At 66.8% G+C, this 23,535-nt stretch carries 20 protein-coding genes; 10 read left to right on the top strand and 10 right to left on the bottom strand.

Going from position 1 to position 23,535, the window contains the following annotated elements; genetic code table 11:
- The first annotated feature begins 21 nt into the window (after window positions 1-21).
- A complete protein-coding gene (locus tag ACM0PB_RS09195; protein ID WP_065179784.1) occupies window positions 22-1,002 on the top strand; it encodes a cation diffusion facilitator family transporter in 981 nt (326 codons plus the stop codon).
- Window positions 1,003-1,040: 38 nt separating this feature from the next.
- On the opposite strand, the gene nfi is transcribed toward ACM0PB_RS09195, so the two are convergent.
- A complete protein-coding gene (nfi, locus tag ACM0PB_RS09190; RefSeq protein ID WP_065179783.1) occupies window positions 1,041-1,715 on the bottom strand; it encodes a deoxyribonuclease V in 675 nt (224 codons plus the stop codon).
- Between the two features lie 94 nt (window positions 1,716-1,809).
- Between nfi and gpmA the strand changes: the two genes are divergently transcribed.
- A complete protein-coding gene (gpmA, locus tag ACM0PB_RS09185; protein ID WP_005415787.1) occupies window positions 1,810-2,559 on the top strand; it encodes a 2,3-diphosphoglycerate-dependent phosphoglycerate mutase in 750 nt (249 codons plus the stop codon).
- Between the two features lie 110 nt (window positions 2,560-2,669).
- Here gpmA and ACM0PB_RS09180 read toward each other — a convergent pair whose 3' ends face one another.
- A complete protein-coding gene (locus tag ACM0PB_RS09180) occupies window positions 2,670-3,131 on the bottom strand; it encodes a hypothetical protein (protein ID WP_231109140.1) in 462 nt (153 codons plus the stop codon).
- Between the two features lie 138 nt (window positions 3,132-3,269).
- On the opposite strand from ACM0PB_RS09180, the gene ACM0PB_RS09175 reads away from it, so the two are divergent.
- Window positions 3,270-5,363 carry a M13 family metallopeptidase gene (locus tag ACM0PB_RS09175; protein WP_065179781.1) on the top strand — a complete coding sequence of 698 codons (2,094 nt, stop codon included), beginning with the start codon at window positions 3,270-3,272 and terminating at the stop codon, window positions 5,361-5,363.
- Window positions 5,364-5,562: 199 nt separating this feature from the next.
- Here ACM0PB_RS09175 and ACM0PB_RS09170 read toward each other — a convergent pair whose 3' ends face one another.
- From ACM0PB_RS09170 to ACM0PB_RS09155, 4 genes are all read right to left on the bottom strand, one after another.
- Window positions 5,563-6,180: an HD-GYP domain-containing protein gene (locus ACM0PB_RS09170; RefSeq protein WP_005415790.1), complete on the bottom strand. Its 618-nt coding sequence runs from the start codon at window positions 6,178-6,180 to the stop codon at window positions 5,563-5,565.
- A gap of 48 nt (window positions 6,181-6,228) precedes the next feature.
- On the bottom strand, window positions 6,229-9,693 hold the full coding sequence (gene mfd, locus ACM0PB_RS09165; RefSeq protein WP_164229779.1) for a transcription-repair coupling factor: 3,465 nt from the start codon (window positions 9,691-9,693) through the stop codon (window positions 6,229-6,231).
- Between the two features lie 149 nt (window positions 9,694-9,842).
- A complete protein-coding gene (locus ACM0PB_RS09160; protein ID WP_004150340.1) occupies window positions 9,843-10,388 on the bottom strand; it encodes a GNAT family N-acetyltransferase in 546 nt (181 codons plus the stop codon).
- A gap of 95 nt (window positions 10,389-10,483) precedes the next feature.
- Complete coding sequence (locus tag ACM0PB_RS09155) at window positions 10,484-11,341, bottom strand: 23S rRNA (adenine(2030)-N(6))-methyltransferase RlmJ (RefSeq protein ID WP_053499314.1); 858 nt, start codon at window positions 11,339-11,341, stop codon at window positions 10,484-10,486.
- Between the two features lie 35 nt (window positions 11,342-11,376).
- Here ACM0PB_RS09155 and creB point away from each other — a divergent pair, with 35 nt between their 5' ends.
- The 7 genes from creB to ACM0PB_RS09120 all read left to right on the top strand — a co-directional run bounded on the left by creB (window position 11,377) and on the right by ACM0PB_RS09120 (window position 19,245).
- Window positions 11,377-12,102, top strand: a complete 726-nt coding sequence (creB, locus tag ACM0PB_RS09150) for a two-component system response regulator CreB (protein WP_080375099.1) — start codon at window positions 11,377-11,379, stop codon at window positions 12,100-12,102.
- Between the two features lie 3 nt (window positions 12,103-12,105).
- Window positions 12,106-13,566 carry a two-component system sensor histidine kinase CreC gene (creC, locus tag ACM0PB_RS09145; RefSeq protein WP_005415794.1) on the top strand — a complete coding sequence of 487 codons (1,461 nt, stop codon included), beginning with the start codon at window positions 12,106-12,108 and terminating at the stop codon, window positions 13,564-13,566.
- Between the two features lie 81 nt (window positions 13,567-13,647).
- A complete protein-coding gene (creD, locus tag ACM0PB_RS09140; protein WP_414604908.1) occupies window positions 13,648-14,967 on the top strand; it encodes a cell envelope integrity protein CreD in 1,320 nt (439 codons plus the stop codon).
- Window positions 14,968-14,977: 10 nt separating this feature from the next.
- The gene (locus ACM0PB_RS09135; RefSeq protein ID WP_005415796.1) at window positions 14,978-15,388 is read left to right on the top strand and encodes a hypothetical protein; all 411 of its coding nucleotides are present in this window, start codon (window positions 14,978-14,980) and stop codon (window positions 15,386-15,388) included.
- Between the two features lie 180 nt (window positions 15,389-15,568).
- Window positions 15,569-17,161: a M20/M25/M40 family metallo-hydrolase gene (locus ACM0PB_RS09130; RefSeq protein WP_065177467.1), complete on the top strand. Its 1,593-nt coding sequence runs from the start codon at window positions 15,569-15,571 to the stop codon at window positions 17,159-17,161.
- Window positions 17,162-17,315: 154 nt separating this feature from the next.
- Window positions 17,316-18,719, top strand: a complete 1,404-nt coding sequence (gene gltX / locus ACM0PB_RS09125) for a glutamate--tRNA ligase (protein WP_005415798.1) — start codon at window positions 17,316-17,318, stop codon at window positions 18,717-18,719.
- Between the two features lie 34 nt (window positions 18,720-18,753).
- A complete protein-coding gene (locus ACM0PB_RS09120; RefSeq protein ID WP_005415799.1) occupies window positions 18,754-19,245 on the top strand; it encodes a Fur family transcriptional regulator in 492 nt (163 codons plus the stop codon).
- 94 nt (window positions 19,246-19,339) lie between these two features.
- Here ACM0PB_RS09120 and ACM0PB_RS09115 read toward each other — a convergent pair whose 3' ends face one another.
- The 4 genes from ACM0PB_RS09115 to ACM0PB_RS09100 all read right to left on the bottom strand — a co-directional run bounded on the left by ACM0PB_RS09115 (window position 19,340) and on the right by ACM0PB_RS09100 (window position 23,403).
- The gene (locus ACM0PB_RS09115) at window positions 19,340-20,494 is read right to left on the bottom strand and encodes an HlyD family secretion protein (protein WP_065177465.1); all 1,155 of its coding nucleotides are present in this window, start codon (window positions 20,492-20,494) and stop codon (window positions 19,340-19,342) included.
- Between the two features lie 10 nt (window positions 20,495-20,504).
- The gene (locus ACM0PB_RS09110; protein WP_414604906.1) at window positions 20,505-22,178 is read right to left on the bottom strand and encodes an MFS transporter; all 1,674 of its coding nucleotides are present in this window, start codon (window positions 22,176-22,178) and stop codon (window positions 20,505-20,507) included.
- Entirely contained in the window at window positions 22,178-22,744 is a 567-nt protein-coding gene (locus tag ACM0PB_RS09105; protein WP_005415802.1) for a TetR/AcrR family transcriptional regulator, read from the bottom strand. The genes ACM0PB_RS09110 and ACM0PB_RS09105 overlap by 1 nt, the downstream gene beginning before the upstream one ends.
- A gap of 221 nt (window positions 22,745-22,965) precedes the next feature.
- Window positions 22,966-23,403 (bottom strand): hypothetical protein, encoded by a 438-nt coding sequence (locus ACM0PB_RS09100; protein WP_065186389.1) that lies wholly within the window; start codon window positions 23,401-23,403, stop codon window positions 22,966-22,968.
- Window positions 23,404-23,535: the final 132 nt, after the last annotated feature.

Here is a 23,535-nt window from a genome sequence, read left to right as displayed (position 1 = left end):
CATCGCAAAGGAGCTGTTGCCATGGGCCACGACCACGATCACCTGCCATCCCAGATCCGCCACGAGAAGCCCTTGTGGTGGGCACTCGGCCTGACCACCACCTTCCTCGTCGTCGAAGTGGTGGGCGCGTTCTGGACCAACAGCCTGGCGCTGTTGTCCGACGCCGCACACATGGCCACCGATGCGCTGGCGCTGATGATCGCGCTGGTCGCGGTACGGTTGAGCCGGCGCCCGCCGGATGCGCGCCGCACCTACGGCTATGCACGGCTGGAAGCGTTGGGCGCGATGATCAACGGTGCCATGCTGTTCGTGGTCGCCGCCTACATCCTGTGGGAGGCGGTCGGCCGCTTCCGCCAGCCGCAGGAGATCGCCTCCTCCGGCATGCTGGTGATCGCGGCTGCGGGCCTGGTCATCAACCTGATCTCGATGCGCCTGCTGCAGGCGGGCAGTGGCGAGAGCCTCAACGTGAAGGGCGCCTACCTGGAAGTGTGGGCCGACATGCTCGGCTCGGTGGCAGTGATTGCGGGCGCATTGTTGATCAAGTGGACCGGATGGAAACCGATCGACCCGATCCTGGCCGTGCTGATCGGCCTGTGGGTGCTGCCGCGTACCTACGTACTGATGCGTGAGGCGATCAACGTACTGCTGGAAGGCGTGCCCAAGGGCATGGACGTGGACAGGGTGCGCGACAGCCTGTCCGGCCACGCCGCAGTCCTGGACGTGCATGACCTGCACGTGTGGGCGCTGGCTTCCAGCACCCCGGCGCTGACCGCGCACATCGTGATGCGCGAGGGCACCGATGCCGATGCGCTGCGCCGTGAGCTGGGCGGACGCCTGCATGATGACTTCGGTATCGAGCACGTGACACTGCAGATCGAAGCGGACCACTGCGGCGAAGCCTGTGGCGGGCCGGCGCCGGCCAAGGGCGGCGGACACGAGGGCCATGAGGGCCACGACCACGGCGAGGACGCGCAGGGCCATCGTGGCCATGTGCATCGTTGATCGAAGATGACGCGCGCGCCGGGAGACGCCCGGCGCAGCTATTCGTCCCGCCGCGAGGCCAGCCGATCCGCCAGCCGGGTTGGCTCCGGCAGCCGATAGCCACGCAGGGTGTGCTGCACCCAGCCCAGCGCGGTATCGGCACTGACCCGATGGCCACCGGCCACGAACAGCGGCTTGCAGCGCACCTTGCTGCGCAGCACCCAGCCCAGTTGCTCGTCGCCATCCAGCAGCGGTGTATGCGCACCAGCTTCGGCGCCCGGTTCGACGAACCTTCCCACCAGTTTCGATTTCGCCACGCCGATGCTCGGCAGATCGGTGACCACGCCCAGATGCGCGGCGACGCCCAGCCGGCGTGGATGGCTGATGCCGTGGCCATCGACGAACACCAGGTCCGGCGTTCGTGGCAGCAGTGCCAGTGCGGCCAGCAGTGCCGGCAGCTCGCGGAAGCTGAGCAGGCCCGGGATATAGGGCATGAGTGTAGGAATCCGCGCGATCTCCTGCGCCACGGGCTGCAGCGTCCTTGCATCCAGCAGCACCGCCGCGGCGCGGGTAATGGCACCGTTGTCCTCGAATCCGACATCCAGCCCGGCCAGCCAGCGCACCTTGCGTGGCAGGCGGTCCTGGCGTTCCACGCGGCCGGCCAGCTGCAGCTGTTGCGCTCGAGCGGCGGTGACGCTGCCTTCCCAGCGCCCGGGGTCGATCACCGTATTCATTGGCTGCAGCATCGCATGCGTGGCGCCACGGCACGGTGAGCGGCCGCCGGGGCTACAATGGCGGCCTGCCTTTCCTCGCGTTGGAGACCCTGCAGTGACCCGTAGACTCGTACTGTTGCGCCATGGCCAGAGCCAGTGGAACCTGGACAACCGCTTCACCGGCTGGGTCGATGTCGACCTGACCGAGCAGGGGCGCCGGGAAGCGGCGGCCGCCGGCCGCCTGATGCGCGAGGAAGGCCTGCAGTTCGACGTCGCCCATACCTCCGTGCTCAAGCGCGCCATCCACACCCTGCAGGGTGCGCTGGCCGAGCTGGAGCAGGACTGGCTGCCGGTGAACAAGTCCTGGCGCCTCAACGAGCGCCACTACGGCGGCCTGCAGGGCCTGGACAAGGCCGAGACCGCTGCCAAGCACGGCGAAGAGCAGGTCAAGGTGTGGCGTCGTTCGTACGACATCCCGCCGCCGCCGATGGACCTGGAAGATCCGGGCCACCCGATCCATGACCGCCGTTACGCCGGCCTGGACCGCAACGCGCTGCCGGGCACCGAATCGCTGGCCACCACCCTGGACCGCGTGCTGCCGTACTGGCACGACGCCATCGCGCCGCAGCTGAAGGACGGCAAGACCGTGCTGGTCACCGCCCACGGCAACTCGCTGCGTGCGTTGTACAAGTACCTCAACAACGTCTCGCGCGAGGAAATCCTCGAGCTGAACATCCCGACCGGCATCCCGCTGCTGTTCGAACTGAACGATGACCTGACCGTGCAGTCGTTCCGCTACCTGGGCGACCCGGAAGCGGCGCGCAAGGCCGCCGAAGCCGTAGCCAACCAGGGCAAGGCGAAATAAGAAACAGAAGGCCGGCGCAAGCCGGCCCTTCTTTTTGTAGAGCCGAGCCCACGCTCGGCTGACGCTGTCGCAACCCGGTAGAGCCATTTCATTGGGGCTGCATGTGCCAGCTACGAAGGACCCAGCAGGCGCACCTTCGGCGACTGCAGCGCAGCAATGTCGATGACGTGGTCCTGGCATATCACCTGATAATGCGTGAATGGGCCCGGGTAACGGGTATCAGCGAAGGTGGCACGGCCCAGATATTCAAGGAACTTCGAATGGCTGTAGCGGCGGAACAGGTTGCCGCTCCAGGCTTCGGAGTCGTCCCAGCTCTGGTAGGACTCGTTGTGCACGGCGTAGCTGATGTAGTGGTCCCAGATCAGTTCAAACCGCTGCGAGTGGGGCACCACCTCTATCGCACGCACATCATCGATTGAACGTCCATGACCGAGCTCCACCCGGGAGGGCTTTCCGACCACCCGGCCCTCCTCGACGACCAGGCGCAGACGATTCGCTTCCGGCTCGCCAATCTCAGCAAGAAACAGAAACTCACAGGTGTCGAGGGCCAGCAGCAGCGCAGGTTCGTCCATGGTCATGAGGTCCAGTGATCGCAGAGGCCAGAGCATACCGGCGCGCGGCGGGAGCTGCGCCGTGGGCTCTGTGACCTTTGGCCGGTCCCCAACCTCACGCCCCCGGCTACCCTGTGAAATTACCCGCAGGAGAGCCTCATGAACGTCCGCAACCTGGTCCCGCTGGGCCTGACCATCGCCATCGCTGCCTCGCTGGCCGCCTGTGGCAAGAACGAAACCGCGCCGGCGGCCAGTGCCGACGCCAAGCCGGCCTTCGACCTGTCGCAGATCAAGACGCCGCTGATCTCGCTCAACAGCGCCGACCTCGATCCGGCCATTTCGGCCTGTACCGACCTCAATGGCTTCGTCAACAGCAAGTGGCTGAAGGCCAACCCGGTGCCGGGCGACCAGACCACCTGGGGCAGCTTCGAGATCCTGCGCGAGCGCTCGCTGGAAGTGCAGCACGCGCTGGTGCAGCAGGCCGCCGCCAGCCAGGCCAAGGCCGGCTCGGTGGAAGCCAAGATCGGTGACATCTGGAAGACCGGCAACGACGAGGCCAAGATCGAAGCCGCCGGCCTGGCGCCGCTGCAGCCGCAGCTGGACAAGATCACCGCGCTGAACGACACCGCCGCCATCACCCAGTACCTGCGCGACAGCCAGGCCGAAGGCAAGGGCGTGTTGTTCTCGCTGTTCGCCAATGCCGACTACAAGGATTCGGCCAACGTCATCGCCTATGTCGGCCAGGGCGGCCTGGGCCTGCCGGAGAAGGGCTATTACTTCGACGATGCGCAGGCCAAGATCCGCGACGCCTACGTGGCCTACATCGCACAGGTGCTGACCCTGTCCGGCGTGGACGCGGCGCAGGCCGCCGAGCAGGCCAAGGCCGTGATGGCCTTCGAAACCCGCCTGGCCAAGGCCTCGATGTCACGCATCGAAATGCGTGACCCGGCCAAGCGCTACAACCCGCTCAGTGCCGCCGACGCGGACAAACTGACCCCGAACTTCAGCTGGACCGCGCTGTTCGACACCCTGAAGGTACCGGCCGCGCAGAAGTTCTCGCTGGCGCAGCCGGGCTTCTTCGGTGAAATGGACAAGATGCTGGCCGATGTGCCCGCCAGCACCTGGCAGGCCTACCTGCGCTTCCACACCATCGACGATGCCGCGCCATACCTGAGCAGCCAGTTCGAGAAGGCCAACTTCGATTTCTACGGCACGACCCTGCGTGGCCAGAAGGAAATGCAGCCGCGCTGGAAGCGCGTGCTGGAGTCGGTCAACGGCGGCATGGGTGAAGCCCTGGGCCAGCTGTACGTCGACGCCGTGTTCCCGGCCGAGTCGAAGGTCGCCATGCAGCACCTGGTGGAAAACCTGTCGCAGGCGCTGAAGGCGCGCCTGGAGCAGCTGCCGTGGATGGGCGAGGAAACCAGGAAGAAGGCACTGGAAAAATGGGCCAGCTTCACCCCGAAGATCGGCTACCCGGACAAGTGGCGTGACTGGTCGGGCCTGCAGACCAACGGCGACAGCTACCTGGGCAACATGCAGGCAGCACGCGCGTTCAACTACCGCTACATGCTGGACAAGATCGGCAAGCCGGTGGACAAGACCGAGTGGGGCATGACCCCGCAGACCGTCAATGCGTACTACAACGCCACCAAGAACGAGATCGTGTTCCCGGCGGCGATCCTGCAGGCGCCGTTCTTCGACGCCAAGGCCGATCCGGCGCTGAACTACGGCGGCATCGGTGCAGTCATCGGCCATGAGATGATGCACGGCTACGACGACTCGGGCAGCCAGTTCGCCGCCAACGGCAACTTCGACAACTGGTGGACGGACGCCGACCGCAAGGCCTTCACCGAGCGTACCGACCAGCTGGTCGCCCAGTTCGACGGCTACGAGTCGGTGCCGGGCGTGTTCGTGAAGGGCAAGCTGACCCTGGGCGAGAACATCGGCGACCTGGGCGGCCTGACCGTGGCCTACGACGCGCTGCAGATGGCGCTGAAGGAAGACCCGAAGGCGAACGTCGAGGTTGACGGCCACAGCCAGGACCAGCGCTTCTTCATGAACTGGGCCACCGTGTGGCGCCGCAACTTCACCGATGGCGAGCTGCGCGTGCGCCTGAACACCGATCCGCACGCGCCGGCCAATTTCCGTGCCAACGGTGCGCCGTCGAACATGCCCTCGTTCGCTGCTGCATTCCAGTGCAAGGCGGGTGATGCGATGGTGCGCGCCGACGACAAGCGCGTGGTGATCTGGTAATCGATCACCCGTGATGCGTGGAGCGAAAGGCCCGGCGAACGCCGGGCCTTTTGTCTTCCAGGCCGGCAGCGCAGCGCCGGCTGGTAGAGTCGACTGTTAGTCGACTATCGCGCGCAGCGCGGGATTTTCGCGATCTGGACGAAGAGCAGTCGACTAACAGTCGACTCTACCGACGGGTCGTTTCACCGTCGGGAAGATCTCAGGCCAGCGCCGGTTCCCGCTCCAGCATGCGATGGAAGCGTTGCAGCACGTACGGATCCACCAGCCCGCCGGCCTGCTCGTCGATGATCCGCAATGCGGCCTCATGCTCCATCGCATTGCGATACGGGCGCACGCTGGTCATCGCATCGTAGGCATCGGCGATGGTGACGATGCGCGCGCCCAGCGGGATGGATTCGCCGCGCAGCCCATCGGGATAGCCGCTGCCATCGAAGGCTTCGTGATGGGCGCGGATCAGCCGCGCCACCGGCAAGGCGTCGCTGCGGCCGGTGGCCAGGAAGATGTGTTCGCCGCGTACCGGATGCTCGCGCATGATCGCGCGCTCCTCATCGGTATGCCGGCGGGGTGCCAGCAGCACATCATCGGGTATGCCGATCTTGCCGATGTCATGGAAGCGCGCGGCCAGGCCGATCTGCGCACGGGCCTCGTCATCAAGATCGCAGTGCGTGGCCAGACACTGCGCGAGCAGGCCAACGCGGTCGCAGTGGTGGCGGGTATAGGCGTCGCGCATCTGCAGCGACATCGCGAGGGCATCGATCAGGCAGGCCTGCGCGTGCAGCAGGTCGGGGGCGGGTACGGCGTCAGGGAACATTGTCATCCGCCCGCACCGGGTGGGGGCCGGTGCGGGGTGTTCGGGGGGGGGGGATCAACCCGGGGCGAGGGTGGTCAGAAGGGCGCGGGCCGCGTTGAAGCGGTCTTCCGGCAACGGCAGCGGGTGCTTGATGCGCAGCTTGTCGGGCCCTTCCATGGCATAGAGGTTCGGTTGTTTCTGGATCAGCTGGATCACCGCCATCGGATCGATGTTCGGCTTGGACTCGAACACGATGCGGCCGCCGTTCTCGCCCAGGTCGAGCTTGCGGATGCCCAGCGTATTGGCTTTCAGCTTCAGCTCGGCGATGGCGAACAGGTGCTTGGCTGCATCCGGCAGCAGGCCGAAGCGGTCGATCATCTCCACCTGCAGTTCGCGCAGTGCATCGCTGTCGCGCGCGCTTGAAATGCGCTTGTACAGGGTCAGGCGGGTGTGCACGTCCGGCAGGTAGTCTTCCGGGATCAGTGCCGGCACATGCAGCTCGACCTCGGCGCCGCGCACTTCCTCACCGGCATCCAGGTCGGGCAGCTTGCCCTGCTTGATGCTGCGTACCGCGCGTTCCAGCAGCTCGGTATACAGGCTGAAGCCAACCTCGGCCATCTGCCCGCTCTGGTCCTCGCCAAGCAGTTCACCGGCGCCGCGGATTTCCAGATCGTGGGTGGCCAGGGTGAAGCCGGCGCCCAGCTCGTCCATCGAGGCGATCGCTTCCAGGCGCTTCTCGGCGTCGGGGGTGATCGCGCGACGGTCGGGGGTGATCAGGTAGGCGTAGGCACGGTGGTGCGAACGGCCGACGCGGCCACGCAGCTGGTGCAGCTGGGCCAGGCCGAAACGGTCGGCACGGTTGATGATGATGGTGTTGGCGTTGGGGATGTCGATGCCCGATTCGATGATCGTGGTCGACAGCAGCACGTTGAAACGCTGCTTCTGGAAATCCAGCATCACCTTTTCCAGTTCGCGCTCGGGCATCTGCCCGTGGGCGATGCCGATGCGTGCCTCCGGCACCAGCTCGGACAGCTCGCGCTGCATGCGGCCGATGCTCTCCACATCGTTGTGCAGGAAGTACAGCTGGCCACCGCGCGCGAGCTCGCGCTGGAAGGCTTCGCGCAGCAGCGCGTTGTCCCACTGGGTGATGAAGGTCTGCACCGCCAGCCGGTTCGGCGGCGGCGTGGCGATGATCGACAGGTCGCGCAGGCCGGCCATGGCCATGTTGAGCGTGCGCGGGATCGGCGTGGCGGTCAGCGTCAGCAGGTGTACGTTGGCGCGCAGCGCCTTCAGCGCCTCCTTCTGGCGCACGCCGAATCGCTGCTCCTCGTCGACGATGACCATGCCCAGGTCCTTGAACTTCACGTCAGGCTGCAGCAGGCGATGGGTGCCGACGATGACGTCGATGGTGCCAGCGGCCACCTTCTCCAGTTCGGCCTTGATTTCCTTGCTGGTCTTGAAGCGCGACAGCACTTCGACCTTCAGCGGGTAATCGGCGAAACGGTCGCGGAAGTTGCGATAATGCTGCTCGGCCAGCAGCGTGGTCGGCACCAGCACCGCCACCTGCTTGCCGGCACTGGCCGCAGCAAATGCAGCGCGCACCGCCACCTCGGTCTTGCCGAAGCCGACGTCGCCGCAGACCACGCGGTCCATCGGCTGGCTGCTGGCCAGGTCGCGCAGGGTGGCATCGATCGCAGCCAGCTGGTCGGGGGTTTCCTCGAACGGGAAACCGGCGGCGAACGGCTCGTACATCGCGCGGTCGACCTGCAGTGCCAGGCCGGCACGCGCCTGGCGGCGGGCCTGGATTTCCAGCAGTTCGGCGGCGACATCGCGCACCTTCTCGGCGGCCTTGCGCTTGGCCTTGCTCCACTGCTCGCCACCGAGCGAATGCAGCGGTGCGGTTTCCGCCGAAGCGCCGGAGTAGCGGCTGATCAGGTGCAGCTGGGCGACCGGTACATACAGGCGGTCGCCCTTGGCATATTCGATGTCGAGGAACTCGCCGGGCATGCCGCCGACGTCCATCGCGATCAGGCCACGGTAGCGGCCGACGCCATGGTCCTCGTGCACGATCGGCGCACCCTCGGTCAGCTCGCCGAGGTCGCGGATGATCGCCTCCGGCTCGCGGCCGGCACGGCGCGTGCGGCGGGTGCTGCCGGCGCGCTCGGGGAACAGCTGGCGCTCGGTCAGCACCGCGATGCGCGGGTCGTCCAGCGCGAAGCCATCTTCCAGCGGCGCCACTGCGATCGCGAAGCGCGCATCGCTAGCGAGGAAACCGGGCAGGTCGGCCACCACCGGCGGCTTCAGCTCGGCGGCCTGCAGCACTTCCAGCAGTGCCTCGCGGCGGCCGGGCGAATCGGCGGCGATCAGTACCCGGCCCGGATAATGGCCGAGGAAGGATTTCAGCGCATCGCCGGCGGGGGCTTCGCGTGCGGCCACCGGCAGCGGGGGCAGCGGCTGGTCGCCCAGCGCGTGCGCGTCGGCGATGCGTGCGTGGTCGGCGGCCCATACCTCGATGCGCGGTGCATCGTTCAGGCGCTCGCGCAGCAGCTCCGGCGACAGGTACAGCGCCGACGGCGGCAGCAGCGGCCGTTCCACATCGTGGCGGCGCTGCTCATAACGCTCGCCGGTCTGCGCCCAGAACGCCTCGGCGGCTTCGCCGGCACCGGCACAGACCACCGGCAGGCTGCCGCTGGGCAGGTAGTCGAACAGGGTTGCGGTGCGCTCGAAGAACAGCGGCAGGTAGTACTCGACGCCGGCCGGGGCCAGCCCGGATTTCAGGTCCTGGTACAGCGCGCTGCGCCGGGTATCGACATCGAAGCGCTCGCGCAGCGTGGACAGCACGCGGGCGATGCTGGCCTCGTCCATGGGCACTTCGCGGCCCGGCAGCATGTGCACGGCCTCGACCTTGTCCAGCGAACGCTGGCTTTCCGGATCGAAGGCACGGATCGAATCGATGTCCTCGTCCAGCAGTTCCACCCGCAGCGGCTCGTCGGCGCCCATCGGGAACACGTCGAGCAGGCCGCCGCGCACGGCGAAGTCACCCGGGTCCATCACCTGCGGCACGTTGCGGTAGCCGGCGCTTTCCAGGCGGCGCTTCTCGGCTTCCAGATCCAGGCGCTGGCCGACCTTCAGGTCGAAGCTGCCACCAATGACGTAGCTGCGCGGGGCCAGCTGCTGCAGCAGGGTCTGCACCGGCACGATCACCAGGCCACGCTTCAGCGTGGGCAGGCGGTGCAGGGCAGCCAGACGCTGCGAGATGATGTCCGGATGCGGGCTGAAGCGGTCGTAGGGCAGGGTTTCCCAGTCCGGGAAGGCGACCACCGGCAGGGCCGGGTCACCACCGAGCAGGGTCTGCAGATCGGCTTCAAGCTGGTTTGCGCCGTGGTTGTCACGGGCGATCACCAGCAGCGGAGCGTCGTGCACGCGCGATGCCTGGGCCAGGTACCAGGCCAGTGCGGTGGGCGAGGCGGGGGCGCGCCACCAGGCGCGGAGCTGGCCGGCGCGCGGCAGCGGCGGGGCGGGGTATGAGGTACGCGACATGGACCCCGGATTTTAGCAGAAGCCCGATCCGGTCCCGGTGCATCGTGCCGGCCCGTTGCCGGCAGCCTCATCTGCCGTTGGGGCAGCGGAATGCCGGCCAGCGGCCGGCACTACCGGGAGACGTGGCCGGGCAGGGCCCGGCGCATCCGTCAGTTGTCCAGCTCCAGCACCATCCGGACCAGGCCTTCGGCTCCGGTCGGGTGCGGCACCGGCTTGAAGCCCAGCGACGCGGCCAGCTGCTTCATCGGTTCGTTCTCGGCGGCAACGTCGCCGTACAGGCGGTCCAGGTACTTGCCACGGCCCCACTTCACCAGCTTGCGCATCAGCTGCCGTCCCAGGCCTTGGCCGATCAGGAAGCGGCTGATCAGGATCGCGTACTCGGCTTCACGGGTGCCGGGGATGATCGAGGCCCGGGCGACCGCGCCGACCACCGCTTCGCCCGCGGGCAGGGACTCGGCTGCGACCAGGGTGATCTCGGTCTTGGGGTTGGGGTGGGTCAGACGCTGGGTGGTTTCCGGCGACAGCTCGGTCACCGCCTGCAGGAAACGATCACGGATTTCTTCCGGCCCGAACAGGCTGAATGCCGCTTGCAGCGGTGCGCCATCTTCCGGGCGGATGGGGCGGATCAGCAGCTCGTGGCCGCTGGGAGCCTTGAAGATCTCATGCCAGGGCGGCATGCGGTTGCGAGTGGCCATACCGGGTGATTCCTTGGTGGTCCATCGATTGTGGCATCACCGGGGCTGCGTTCCGTGAACGAAAGGCTCACGGCGGTACAGCCTCGTGAAGGCCGTTATTCGGGGGCTTTGAGCCAGTCCAGGCGGGTGCTGGCCCCGGGTTCGCCCAGGTGCTGGCGCAGCGCCGGCAGGGCCGGACCGACCACGCGGTCGAACTGCCACGGCGGGTTGAGCAGCAGCATGCCGCTGCCGTTGAGGCGCAGCGGCGAGTCGTCCGGGCGCACCAGGAACTCGATCGTCATCGCCGATTTCACCGGCAGGGCGGTGGCCTTGCGCAGGAAGTGCAGGATGGTGCGGCGCTGCTTGATCGGGAACCAGACCGCACAGGTGGCCTGCGGCCAGCGTGCCAGGGTTTCGGCCAGGGCGGCCAGCACCGCCTGGTACTCGGCATCCTGGGCTTCGTAGGGCGGGTCGATCAGCACCAGGCCGCGGCCGATCTTGCTGCCGTTGAACTTCGGCGGCAGCAGCGAACGCAGCAGGGCATAGCCATCGCCCGCCCGAACGTCGACGCGGCTGTCATGGGCGAACAGGGCCTTCAGCGTGGCCGTTTCGGCTTCCTGCAGCTCACAGACCGCCATGCGGTCCTGGGGGCGCATGGCCTGCGCGCTCAGCAGCGGCGAGCCCGGATAATTGGTCAGTGCGCCCACCGGATTGTCGGCCTGCACCGCCTTCAGGTAGCGCTCGACTACCTCCGGCAGCCTGGGCTGGGCCATCAGCCGCATGATCCCGGATTCGGCCTCCAGGGTCTTGCGGCTCTCTTCGCTGGCCAGCAGGTAGCGGCCAGCACCGCCGTGGGTGTCGAGCACGAAGAACGGGCTGTCCTTGCGCTTGAAGCTGTCGATCAGGGCCAGCTGCACGATGTGTTTGAGCACGTCGGCGTGGTTGCCGGCATGGAAGGCGTGGCGATAGTTCATGGGCCGCAGTGTACGGGGCGGCGGCCGCAGCGGCTATGCTGCGCGCCATGACAGCTCCTGTTGCCCATGTCCTGGTGGTCGAGGACGAAGCCGCCATCGCCGAAACCGTGCTCTATGCGCTGCGCAGCGAGGGCTATGCCGCCAGCCACTGCCTGCTCGGTGGCGAGGCGCTGCAACGGCTGCAGGCCGGGGATATCGACGTGGTGGTGCTGGACGTGGGCCTGCCTGACCTGGGCGGCTTCGAGGTGTGCCGCCGGCTGCGCGCGCAGCCCGGGCCGGCGGCGCAGCTGCCGGTGATCTTCCTGACCGCCCGCAACGATGAAGTGGACCGCGTGCTCGGCCTGGAACTGGGCGCCGACGATTACATGACCAAGCCGTTCTCGCCGCGTGAGCTGGTGGCGCGGGTGCGTGCGCGCCTGCGTCGCGCCGCACCGGTCGCGGCAGCCCCCGGCGCCGATACGGGCTGGCAGGAACATGGTGCCTTCGCCATCGACCGTGAAGGCCGGCGCATCCGCTTCCGCGGCCACGCGCTGGACCTGACCCGCTACGAGTACGCGTTGCTGGAAGCGTTGCTGCAGCGGCCGGGTGCCATCCTCAGTCGTGCCCAGTTGATGGATCGCGGCTGGGACAGCAGCGCCGATAGTGCCGACCGTACCGTCGACACCCATGTAAAGACGTTGCGCGCCAAGCTGCGCGCAGCCGGTGCCAGCGACGACCCGATCCGCACCCACCGTGGCCTCGGCTACGCGCTGGAGGTCTAGCCGATGCGCCTGGTCCTGAAGCTGTTCCTCGGCTTCTTCCTGATCACCGGCATCGCCGCGTTCTTCGTGATGCGCGTGTTCGTCAACGAAGTGAAGCCGGGTGTGCGCCAGGCGATGGAATCGACCCTGGTCGATGCCGCCAACGTGCTGGCCGAGATGGCGGCGGCCGATGTCAAGGACGGCACCATCCGCAGCGGCAGCTTCACCCGCAACCTCGCCAAGGCGCGGCAGCGTGACCTGAAAGCGATGGTCTGGCGCTTTCCCAAGCGCTCACTGGACTACCGGGTGACCATCACCGATGCCAAGGGCATCGTCATCTACGACTCGCTGGGCCGCGACCTGGGGCGTGACAATTCGCGCTGGAACGATGTCTACCGCACCCTGCGTGGCGAGTACGGCGCCCGCTCCAGCCCGGAAGTGCCAGGCGAAGAAGGCGATACGGTGATGCATGTGGCGGCGCCGGTGTACGACCCGGCCGATGGCCGCACCCTGATCGGCGTGCTCAGCCTGGCCCAGCCCAATCGCAGCATCGATCCGTTCATTGCGGCCAGCCAGCGCGCCATCATCGAGCGCGGCGCCTGGCTGATCGGATTGTCGGCGCTGGTCGGCGTGCTGGTGACGATGTGGCTCACGACGGGCCTTGGCCAGCTCAGCCGCTATGCACGGGCGGTCAGCGCCGGCGAACCGGTGCCACCGCCGCGGCGGCGCCGCGACGAGATCGGCGACCTGGGCCAGGCACTGGAAACAATGCGCCGCAAGCTGGAGGGCAAGGCCTACGTCGAGCAGTACGTGCAGTCGCTGACGCATGAAATGAAAAGCCCGTTGGCGGCGATCCGCGGTGCCGCCGAGCTGCTGCAGGAGCCGCTGCCGGAGGCCGACCGCGTGCATTTCGCACGCAGCATCGTCGATCAGCAGGAGCGGCTGACCGAGACGATCGACAAGCTGCTGGCGCTGGCCGAAGTGGAACAGCACGGCTGGCTGCAGACCCGCGATCCGATCGCGCTGCCAACCTTGCTGGCCGATGCGGCGGCGGCGGCGCAGGTGCGTGCGCAGGCGGCCGGCGTGCAGGTTCGCATCGGCAGCGTGCCCGACATGCGCGTGCAGGGTGATGCCTATCTGCTGCGGCAGGCGTTGCACAACCTGATCGACAACGCCATTGCCTTCTCACCGCCCGGTGCGGACATCGCGCTGCAGGCCGAGGTGGACGGGCCGGGCGTGCGCCTGCAGGTAGCGGATCGCGGTGCCGGCATTCCCGACTACGCGCGCGAACGGGTGTTCGAACGCTTCTATTCGCTGGCCCGCCCCGGCAGCGGCCGGCGCAGTTCCGGCCTGGGCCTGCCGTTCGTGCAGGAAGTGGCTCGCCTGCATGACGGACGCGCCAGCCTCGACGCCCGCGATGGCGGTGGCACGGTGGCCAGCCTGTGGCTACCGTTGGGTGCAGCGGGCCAGCGCCCGCGCCGCTGACTTCACACTCGCTTCAAATTCGCCACAAACCCTGCTCACCGCAGCGGTCCATCCTGCAGCCCTCTCCAACGAGGATGGACCATGAAATCCCTGAAGATGCTGCTGCGGTTCGCCATTGTCGGCGGGCTGATCCTGTTGTTGCTGGTGCCGCTGATGATGATCCGCGGGGTGATCACCGAGCGCAGCCAGTACCGCGACGAGGCCTTTGCGCGGGTGGCCGACAGCCGTGCCGGCACGCAGCAGCTGGTTGGTCCGGTGCGGGTGGTGCCGTGGGTGGAACGCGAGCAGGTTGAACTGGTTGACCCGCTGGGCGTCAAGAAGACCGAGGTGCAGGTCACCGAGGGGCACTGGCTGCAGATGCCGGCGTCGCTGGAGGTGGGCGGTGAGATGCTGCCGAGCCAGCGCGAAGTCGGCCTGTTCAAGGTGCCGGTGTACAGCTGGAACGGCCAGATGAAGGCGAGCTTCGCCGCTGACGACTATCCCGTGAAGGCAGGGCGCACGTATGGCCAGCCGTATGTGGCGGTGGGCGTTTCCGATGTGCGCGGCCTGGTCGGTACACCGAACCTGCGCGTGGATGGCAAGCAGCTGCGCCTGCTGCCGGGCGTCGGCGTGGCCAGCGAAGTTGGCCGTGGCCTGCATGCGCCGGTGGCCGGTTTCGCTGCGGATCAGGGCGGCACGCTGGCGGCCAGCACCGTTGAACTGGAGCTGCGCCTGGATGGCAGCCGCATGCTGTCGGTGGTGCCGGTGGGCGATGACACCCACATCGCGCTGCGTTCGAGCTGGCCGCATCCGTCGTTCAGCGGTGCGTTCCTGCCCAACGAGCGGCGCGTTGATGCACAGGGATTCGACGCGCGCTGGGCGGTGTCATCGCTGGCCTCCGACGCACAGCGGCAGCTGCGCAATGAAGGTTCGGTCGACTCGCAGGCGGTGACGGTGTCGCTGGTCGATCCGGTCGATACCTACACCCAGGCCGACCGTGCGTCCAAGTACGGGGTGCTGTTCGTGCTGCTGACCTTCGTCGGATTCATCCTGTTCGAGCTGATCAAGTCGCTGCGCATCCACCCGCTGCAGTACCTCATGGTCGGCCTGGCGCTGGCGATCTTCTTCCTGCTGCTGATCAGCCTGTCCGAGCACATCGCGTTCTGGAAGGCCTACCTGGTTTCGGCGGTGGCCTGTATCGGCCTGCAGGCGGTGTATCTGGCCAACGTGCTGGGCCATTGGAGGCGCGGCCTCGGCTTCGCGGCCCTGCTGACCGTGCTGTACGGCGCGCTGTATGGCCTGCTGGTGTCGGAGAACAACGCACTGCTGATGGGGTCGCTGCTGCTGTTCGTGATCCTGGCGCTTGCGATGTGGGTGACCCGCCGGGTCGACTGGTACGCGCTCGGCGCGGACCTGAAGTAAGGAGCACGCCATGGGCTGGCGCCAGGGATTGCGGCAACGGGCACGGCAGGGCATTCCGGCCCTGCTGGAAGTGGATGCGCTGCTGCAGGCACATGGCGTGCTGGCGGCCCTGCCGGGGGCGCGGATCGCCCCCGGTCTGGTCCGCTTCCAGCTGGCGGCGGTGACCTGCGAAGGATTGCAGGGGCAGGGATTGCGTTGGCTGCAGGGTGCGCGGCAGGGACGCGGCGCGGTGGCCGGGCGGGTGCCGCGCTATCGGCCATGGAAGGCCGGCGCGGAGGCATTGGCCGAGATCGGCATCGGCGGCCTTCCGGATGACTGGCCGGCACACGCGGCGGTGTACGGCTGCAGCAGCGTCGACCGGCGGCACTGGTTGCTGTTGCTGCCGGAGCGGGCGCAGTTGTGGTTGGGATGGAGCGGGTGATTCGGCTTTTGCGGGTACGAACCAAGACTCTGCTGTGGGTGCGAACCAACCACTCTCCTGTGGGTGCGAACCTCGGTTCGCACGCTTCCGCGCCGCCCATGACCGATGGGACGGTATCGCCGCGCCCCGGCTGGCTAGACTCGATGGGTTGATGATCGAGCCGAAGGGCAGGGGTGCGATGTGTTGAAGTGGGGCGTGCTGGCCGTAGCGCTGGCGATGGGTGGCAATGCAGCGGCGCAGCAGCGCGAAACGGTGGACCTGGACATGGTCAGCCGCATCCGCCAGGAGGCATTCCACCGTTCGCAGGTGATGGACACCTTCAGCTATCTCACCGAGCGCATCGGCCCGCGCCTGAGCAATTCGCCGGCGATGGGCCGCGCCAATGCGTGGACCCGCGGCAAGTTCAACGAATGGAAGCTGGACAACGTCCACGACGAAGCCTTCGATGATTTCGGCCGTGGCTGGGAATTCACCTCGGCGAGCGTGGAAATGCTGGGTGACCGCGTGCAGCCGCTGCATGCGCTGCCCAAAGCCTGGACCCGCGGTACGAAGGGCCCGGTCGAAGGCGAGCTGGTGCAGGTCGACATCAAGAAGCCCGAAGACATCGAGAAGTACCGCGGCAAGCTGCGCGGCAAGATCCTCCTGCTGGGCGAGGCACGCGAATACAAGCGGGGCACCGAGCCCGATTCGCACCGCCACGACGCGACCTCGCTCGAGGGCCTGCAGGAGTTCACCCTGCCCAAGGACAAGGACGCTACCGCCGAGCGCGCCAAGCGGGTCAAGGAGTACCAGGAACGCCAGCAGCTGGCGGCCAAGGTCAATGCGTTTTTCGTCGAAGAGGGCGCGCTGGCCTCGATCAGCATCAGCAGCTGGGACAACGGCATCATCCGCGTTGCCGGCGGCGGTTCGCGCAAGGCCGGTGAGCCGGTGGGCATCCCGGAACTGGCGATGATCAGCGAACACTTCAATCCGCTGGTGCGCGCGCTTCAGGCCAAGCAGACGGTGCGCCTGCGCGTGGATGTAGCGGCGCGCTTCACCGACGAGGCCGACCAGCCCGGCTACAACACGCTGGCCGAGATCCGCGGCAGCAGCAAGCCCGATGAAGTGGTGATGATCGGTGCGCACCTGGATTCGTGGCACAGCGGCACCGGTGCGGCCGACAACGCGGCCGGCGTGGCGGTGATGATGGAGGCGATGCGCATCCTCAAGGCCACCGGCGCCAAGCCCAAGCGCACCATCCGCGTGGCGCTGTGGAGCGGCGAGGAGCAGGGCCTGATCGGCTCGCAGGCCTACGTCGCCAAGCATTTCGGTCGCTTCCCCGAACCCACTGACGCGGCGCAGAAGGCGCTGCCGGCGTCGCTGCGCGAGCCGACCGGTGCACTGCAGAAGACCCGCGATTACAGCAAGTTCCAGGTTTACTTCAACATGGACAACGGCTCGGGCCGCTTCCGTGGCATCTACGCGCAGGAAAACCTGGCGGCGATGCCGATCTTCGAAGCCTGGCTGGCGCCGTTCCATGACGTGGGCGCCACCACCGTGGCCACCCGCAACACCGGCAGTACCGACCACATCAGCTTCGATCGCATCGGCCTGCCGGGCTTCCAGTTCATCCAGGACCGGCTGGACTACTTCACCAACGTCCACCACAGCCACCTGGACACCTGGGACCACGCCGAACCGGAAGACCTGAAGCAGGCCGCGGCCATCGTCGCTTCGTTCGCCTACAACGCCGCAATGCGCGAGCCGTCCTTCCCGCGAAAGGCAGAACCGTAAAAGGGGACGGAGGGGATTAAGTCGCATCTCCCCTCCGCTTCCCGGTTGCAGCACCCCAGGGCTGGGCAATCGCGACTTAATCCCCTCCGTCCCCTTTTTCCGTCGGGGGCGGTGGGCTGGTAAAATCGGGGGATTCCCGTTCCTCGAGCCGTCCATGACCTGCCGCACCCGCTTCGCCCCCAGTCCCACTGGCTACCTGCACATCGGTGGTGCCCGCACCGCGCTGTACTGCTGGCTGGAGGCCCGTCACCGCGGCGGTGAGTTCGTGCTGCGCATCGAGGACACCGACCGCGAACGCAGCACCCAGGGCGCAATCGACGCCATCCTGGAGGCGATGGAGTGGCTGGGCCTGGACTACGACGAAGGCCCGATCTACCAGACCGACCGCGTCGCCCGTTACCAGGAAGTGGCCGAGCAGCTGATCGCCGAGGGCAAGGCGTACTACGCCTACGAGACCCGCGAGGAGCTGGATGCCATGCGCGAGGCCGCCATGGCCAGGCAGGAAAAGCCGCGCTACAACGGCGCTGCGCGCGATCTGGGCCTGCCCTACCGGGACGACCCGAACCGCGTCATCCGCTTCAAGAACCCGCTGGAAGGCACGGTGGTGTTCGATGACCTGATCAAGGGCCGCATCGAGATCGCCAACAGCGAGCTGGATGACATGGTCATCTTCCGCCCGGACGGCTACCCCACCTACAACTTCGCGGTGGTGGTGGACGACTGGGACATGGGCATCACCGAGGTCATCCGCGGCGACGACCACATCAACAACACCCCGCGCCAGATCAACCTGTATGAAGGCATCGGCGCGCCGGTGCCCAGGTTCGGCCACATGCCGATGATCCTGGACGAGCAGGGCGCCAAGCTGTCCAAGCGCACCGGTGCGGCTGACGTGATGCAGTACAAGGACGCCGGCTACCTGCCCGATGCGCTGCTGAGCTACCTGGCCCGCCTGGGCTGGTCGCATGGTGACCAGGAGCTGTTCAGCCGCCAGGAACTGATCGACCTGTTCGACGTGAAGGATTGCAATTCCAAGGCCTCGCGCCTGGACATGGCCAAGCTGGGCTGGGTCAACCAGCACTTCCTGAAGACCGAGGACGTGGCCGCGATCGTGCCGCACCTGGTCTACCAGCTGCAGAAGCTGGGGCTGGACGTGGCCGCCGGCCCGGCTCCGGAGGATGTGGTGATCGCCCTGCGTGAACGCGTGCAGACCCTGAAGGAAATGGCCGAGAAGGCCGTGGTCTGGTACCAGCCGCTGACCGAGTACGATGAAGCGGCGGTGGCCAAGCACTTCAAGGCCGGTGCCGAGGTGGCGCTGGGCAAGGCCCGCGAGCTGCTGGCCGCGCTGCCGGAATGGACCGCCGAGTCGGTGGGCGTCGCCCTGCATGACGCGGCCGCAGCGCTGGAGATCGGCATGGGCAAGGTCGCCCAGCCGCTGCGCGTGGCCATCACCGGCACCCAGGTCAGCCCTGACATTTCCCATACCGTGTACCTGGCCGGCCGCGAGCAGGCCTTGAAACGCATTGATGTGGCCATCACCAAGGTAGCAACGGCCTGAGGCATCCTTGCCAGGCCCGAACCGGAGAACACGCATGCCCGCCAAGACCGCCACTGCCTGTACCGCCCCGCACCACCACGTCCACGACGCATCGGATTTCGTGGCGGTGGTCGAGCGTGTCTCGCGCGAACGCGGGCTGCGCCTGACCCCGATCCGCGCCAACGTGCTGAAGCTGATCGCCGAGGCCGGCAAGCCGGTCAAGGCCTACGAGCTGCTGGAATGGGTGCGCAACGGCAAGGGCGTGGGCGCTGATGCCCCGCCCACCGTGTACCGCGCGCTGGACTTCCTGATGGCCAATGGCTTCGTGCACAAGCTGGAGTCGGTGAATGCCTTCGTGGCCTGCCATCATCCAAGCAGCGCTGCGCATTCGGTGCCGTTCCTGATCTGCAACAGCTGCCACAGCGCAGTGGAGCTGGAAGACCGCGAGATCGTCAGCCAGCTGGAGAAGCGGGCCAAGGAACTGGGCTTCCAGCCGCAGGCACAGACCCTGGAAGTGCACGGTCTCTGCGCGCGCTGCGCGGGGTAACGCAATGGTAGTGCCGGCCGCTGGCCGGCATCCTGAGTGGGGTCAGATCCCTTTGCCATTGGCAAAGGCATCTGACCCCGTTTCATGACAAGGGCTAGTCCTTCGGCTTGCCTGCGGTATCCACCCGCACGATCACCGACATGCCGGGCCGCAGCTGCGCGGCCAGCTTCTGGCCTTCATCGATCGATATCCGCACCGGCAGCCGCTGCACCACCTTGGTGAAGTTGCCGCTGGCATTGTCCGGACGCAACACGCTGAACTCCGATCCGGTGGCGGGCGCGATCTCCTGCACGCGGCCGCGCAGCACCTGGCCCTGGAACGCGTCCACCGAGAACGTGGCCGGCTGGCCGATCGCCATTCCCCAGGTCTGGCCTTCCTTGTAGTTGGCCACCACCCACAGTGTGTCAGGTACCAGGAACAGCAGCTGCGAACCGGCGGCGACATACTGGCCCACGCGCACGCTGGCTTCACTGATCTGGCCGTCGCGCGGTGCGTGGATCACCGTATTGGCCAGGTCGATGCGGGCCAGTTCCAGCTGCGCCTGTGCGCTTTCCACCTGGGCCTCCAGGCTCTTGCGCGCGACCTGGGTCGACACCAGTGTTTCCTCGGCGATTCGGATCTGCGCCTGCGACTGCTGCACGCTGGCCTGCGCCGAGGCTTGGCTGGTGCGGAACTTGTCGCGGTCATTGATCGACACCAACTGCTGCGCGGCCAGTTCCTCGTAGCGCTTCAGCTCGTTGCGCGCGCGCTGCAGTTCGGCCTGGCCAGCCGAGAGCGTGGCGCGCGCCGAGGCGATCTGCGCACGGTTCTGCGCCTGCGACTGGTCGGAGTTGGCCAGCGCCGCGCGCGCACTGTCCAGCGTCGCTTGCGCCTGGGCGACGCGTTGGGCATAGATGCGGTCATCGATGCGCAGCAGCGGCTCGCCCTGCCTTACGTGCTGGAAATCCTTCACCAGCACTTCAGTCACATAGCCATTCACCTGCGGCGCCATCACCGTGATCTGTCCGCGCACATAGGCGTTGTCGGTCACCATCACGCTGCTGGTGAACGGCCACAGGTGCCAGGCGCGCAGGATCAGCGCGATGCCCAGCAGGGCGACCACCACCATCACTACCACGCTGCGCGCGCTGGGCTTGAGGTACTTCGGCGCGACCGCCGGTTCAACGGGCGTGGGCGCAGGCGCCGCGTCGGTCGGCGGCGGTGGGGTCACGTTGTCGGCGTCGTCGGATCGGGGCGGGACGGGGGGCATGGTCGAGAACTCAGCGGGGCGCGGCTGGCGTGGCCGCAGTGGAAAGGGCGGGGTGGCGCTTGCGCCATTGCTTGAGCACGGCGGTGCGCAGCGACAGCAGCAGCAACCAGCACAGGAAGCCGATCGCCAGCCAGCCGCTCAGCGTGAACACATCATTGAAGCCGCGCACGTTGGCTTCGCGGCGAGTGGTCTGCGCCAGCTGCGCGCTGCCCTGCGCGCTGCGCAGCACCGGGTCGGTGATCTGGGCGGCATACAGCTGCTGTTGGATGCGCAGGCGCTGCGCCACCACCGGATCGGCGGGATCGAGCTGGCTGGTCAACGCGCTGGAGTACAACTGCTCGCGATGCAGCTGGAAGGTCCCCAGCACCGCCGAACCTGCCAGGCCGCCCAGCGTCTGCGTGATCGACAGCGTCACCAGGAAGGTGATCATGTGGTCCACACCCTGTTTCAACGCAGCGGAAATGCCGAGCATGATCAGCGGGCCCATGAACATGCCGGCACCGACCGAGGCCAGGAACTGGCTGGCGTAGAAGTCGTGCGGCCGATCCAGGCTGGTGCGGTGCTGGTCGAAGAAGGCGGCAGCGCCCAGCAGCAGGATCGCCATCAGCAGCTGCGGGATCAGCCGTTTGGGCCCGAAAGTCAGTGCAGTGCCGACGATACCGGTGATCACGCCGGCAAGAATCACCACGAACAGCGGCCGCAACTGATCAGGGCCCATGCCGAGCGTGCGCATCAGGTTGACCACGCCGTAGGACTGCTCGGTGGTCAGGAAGCGGATCAGGAACGCGCCGACGATGAAATGCAGTACGGGCAGGCTGGCCAGCCAGCGTGTCTGCAGCAGCGGATTGCGCCGGTAGTGTTCGATGATGAAGGCGGTGGTGGACAGCACGATCGAGGCGATCAGCGCCCAGCCCAGCCACGGCGTGTTGAGCCACCAACGGGTGTAGCCCTGCGCCAGTACGATCACCAGCAGCGCAACCGCCGGCGCTAGCAACGCGAAGGTAAGGAAATCCAGCGGCTCGAAGGCCTTCACCTGGATGCCGGGCGGCAGCTTCAACACCACTACGGCGGCGAATGCGCACAACGCAAGGCCGGCCTCGAACGAATACAGCTGGTGCCACTGGCCGGTATCCACCAAGCCTGGTGAAACGATCCAGGCGATCGGCACCGCCAGCTGCGAAAGGCCGACGCCGACCACCAGCAGGTTGCCGGTAAAGCGGCGGGGCAGGGCCTGCAGCATGTACAGCGTGCCCAAGGTCGAACAGGCCGCGCCGGCGAAGCCGCTGGCGGCACGGGTCAGCATCGTGGTCTCGAAGCTGCCGACGAACAGGTGCAGCACCGCCAGCGCCGCGTACAGGCCCAGCCCGATTTCGGCGAACAGGCGGATGCCGTACTGCTGGCGGAATTTGAAGGCCAGCAGGTTGGCGGTGACATTGACCATTGCATAGGCCGCCACCAGCCAGCTGCCCTGGGTCGGGGTCAGCGCCAGCTGGCCCTGCAGGAACGGCAGGTTGGCAGTGACCAGCGCATTGCCCAGCCCGCCGGTGATCGCCACCAGCAGCGATACCAGCGCATAAGCCACACGCCGGTACGGTGGGTGCCAGGGCATCGACGCCGAGCCGGGCATGGTCGGCTTCTCGTGCTCCTCCCAATCCGGAACCGGCTTCAGATACGGCTGGACCATCAGCGGGCCTCGCTGGTTGCTCCCTGGAGACCCCCGCGCAGCAGCTGCAGGGCGCGCCCGGCGAGGTGGGCGCGCTCGTCGCGGGTCTTGCCGCGCAGGGCTGCGCCCAGCATGCCCGAGATCAGTGAAATATCCGTCTTCTCCAGATCGGCACGGCACAGCCCGGCGGCCTTGGCGCGGGCGATCGGCTCCTCCAGCAGGTCGCGCACGGTCTCGCGCGCCGCGCGCATGGCCGGCACGTCCGAATCGACCGCACGCCAGTAATCGGCCAGCGCCGGCGAATCGATGATGCGCTGGGCCATGCCCTCGAACACCTCGAACAGGGCGTCGTCGCGGTCGCCGAGCTGTTCGACCTGGCGCCGGATGCGGTCGACCGTACGCTGCAGCAGCGCCTGGATCAGCGCGGTGCGGTCGGGGAAGTTGCGGTACAGGGTGGCGCGGCCCACCTGGGCGCGTTCGACCACCAGATCCAGCGGGGCGGTGACGCCATGTTGGCCGAAGACATGATCGGCGGCGTCGAGGATGAGGGCACGGCGGGCAGCAGCATCGGCACGTTGGGCGGTCATGGAGTTATTTTCGGACAAAAGTGTCCGTTTGGCGAGACATTGAGTGGCGGGATTGTCCGCTTGTTGTCGTACGCACATCTTTGTGACGGATGCGTGATGGTGAGAATCTGAACGAAAACGGGGCCCGAAGGCCCACCGCTGGAGTTGCTGTAGATCCACGCCATGCGTGGATGAAAAGGCTTGGAGCCGGAACGGATGCGGCTAGCCGGTGGCTGATCCGCTCATCTGGCCTTCTTCCTGCTCTTGATGAAATCAATGAACCCCTTCTCATGGCCCTCAAAGGCACGTCTGCCGTACTTGCGGTGCTGCGGTTCGAACAGCGCGTAGGCTGCATCAAGGTTTCCCGATTCGAACTCAATCGTTGCAAGGAGCTCGTCCATGTACTCGCTTGAGGCTTCTCCTTGTCCATAAATTTCTCTGGCGACCATCGCCCACGCTCTGGCCTTCTCAAACTGGGCGGTATCGCGATAGAAAACTGCTATTCCATACGATGAACTCTGGGCGTGGTCATAGGATGACTTGGGCTCTGGAATCATGTCCCAGCTTTCAAGGAAGCGATGCTCTGCCTCCGCGATGTCACCGGCCAGCCAAGCGGTTCTCCCGCATTTGGCGATTGCAAGGATGCGTTCTTTCAGTTCGGCATCGAGACTCATGGTCATGCAAGTGTTTCCGCTCAGTTTTTCTATTGGATTGATACCGGGCTGAGTCTAGCCGCGTAGTAGATGGTGACGCATTGGTAGTGCGCCGCTTTCACCAGTTCATGCCATATACGACAAAAAGAGGGGGCCTTT

This window comes from Stenotrophomonas sp. AR029 (assembly GCF_047520695.2).
Taxonomy (GTDB): Bacteria; Pseudomonadota; Gammaproteobacteria; order Xanthomonadales; family Xanthomonadaceae; genus Stenotrophomonas; species Stenotrophomonas sepilia.
The sequence above is the reverse complement of the archived record's forward strand: the minus strand, read 5'-3'. Positions and strand labels throughout refer to the sequence as shown.

Excerpts from the sequence above, each read along its gene's own strand:
- ACM0PB_RS09195 (WP_065179784.1), top strand. The coding sequence starts at position 22 with ATGGGCCACGACCACGATCACCTGCCATCCCAGATCCGCCACGAGAAG.
- nfi (WP_065179783.1), bottom strand. The coding sequence starts at position 1,715 with ATGAATACGGTGATCGACCCCGGGCGCTGGGAAGGCAGCGTCACCGCC.
- ACM0PB_RS09180 (WP_231109140.1), bottom strand. The coding sequence starts at position 3,131 with ATGGACGAACCTGCGCTGCTGCTGGCCCTCGACACCTGTGAGTTTCTG.
- ACM0PB_RS09175 (WP_065179781.1), top strand. The coding sequence starts at position 3,270 with ATGAACGTCCGCAACCTGGTCCCGCTGGGCCTGACCATCGCCATCGCT.
- ACM0PB_RS09170 (WP_005415790.1), bottom strand. The coding sequence starts at position 6,180 with ATGACAATGTTCCCTGACGCCGTACCCGCCCCCGACCTGCTGCACGCG.
- mfd (WP_164229779.1), bottom strand. The coding sequence starts at position 9,693 with ATGTCGCGTACCTCATACCCCGCCCCGCCGCTGCCGCGCGCCGGCCAG.
- ACM0PB_RS09160 (WP_004150340.1), bottom strand. The coding sequence starts at position 10,388 with ATGGCCACTCGCAACCGCATGCCGCCCTGGCATGAGATCTTCAAGGCT.
- ACM0PB_RS09155 (WP_053499314.1), bottom strand. The coding sequence starts at position 11,341 with ATGAACTATCGCCACGCCTTCCATGCCGGCAACCACGCCGACGTGCTC.
- creB (WP_080375099.1), top strand. The coding sequence starts at position 11,377 with ATGCTGCGCGCCATGACAGCTCCTGTTGCCCATGTCCTGGTGGTCGAG.
- creC (WP_005415794.1), top strand. The coding sequence starts at position 12,106 with ATGCGCCTGGTCCTGAAGCTGTTCCTCGGCTTCTTCCTGATCACCGGC.
- creD (WP_414604908.1), top strand. The coding sequence starts at position 13,648 with ATGAAATCCCTGAAGATGCTGCTGCGGTTCGCCATTGTCGGCGGGCTG.
- ACM0PB_RS09135 (WP_005415796.1), top strand. The coding sequence starts at position 14,978 with ATGGGCTGGCGCCAGGGATTGCGGCAACGGGCACGGCAGGGCATTCCG.
- gltX (WP_005415798.1), top strand. The coding sequence starts at position 17,316 with ATGACCTGCCGCACCCGCTTCGCCCCCAGTCCCACTGGCTACCTGCAC.
- ACM0PB_RS09120 (WP_005415799.1), top strand. The coding sequence starts at position 18,754 with ATGCCCGCCAAGACCGCCACTGCCTGTACCGCCCCGCACCACCACGTC.
- ACM0PB_RS09115 (WP_065177465.1), bottom strand. The coding sequence starts at position 20,494 with ATGCCCCCCGTCCCGCCCCGATCCGACGACGCCGACAACGTGACCCCA.
- ACM0PB_RS09110 (WP_414604906.1), bottom strand. The coding sequence starts at position 22,178 with ATGGTCCAGCCGTATCTGAAGCCGGTTCCGGATTGGGAGGAGCACGAG.
- ACM0PB_RS09105 (WP_005415802.1), bottom strand. The coding sequence starts at position 22,744 with ATGACCGCCCAACGTGCCGATGCTGCTGCCCGCCGTGCCCTCATCCTC.
- ACM0PB_RS09100 (WP_065186389.1), bottom strand. The coding sequence starts at position 23,403 with ATGACCATGAGTCTCGATGCCGAACTGAAAGAACGCATCCTTGCAATC.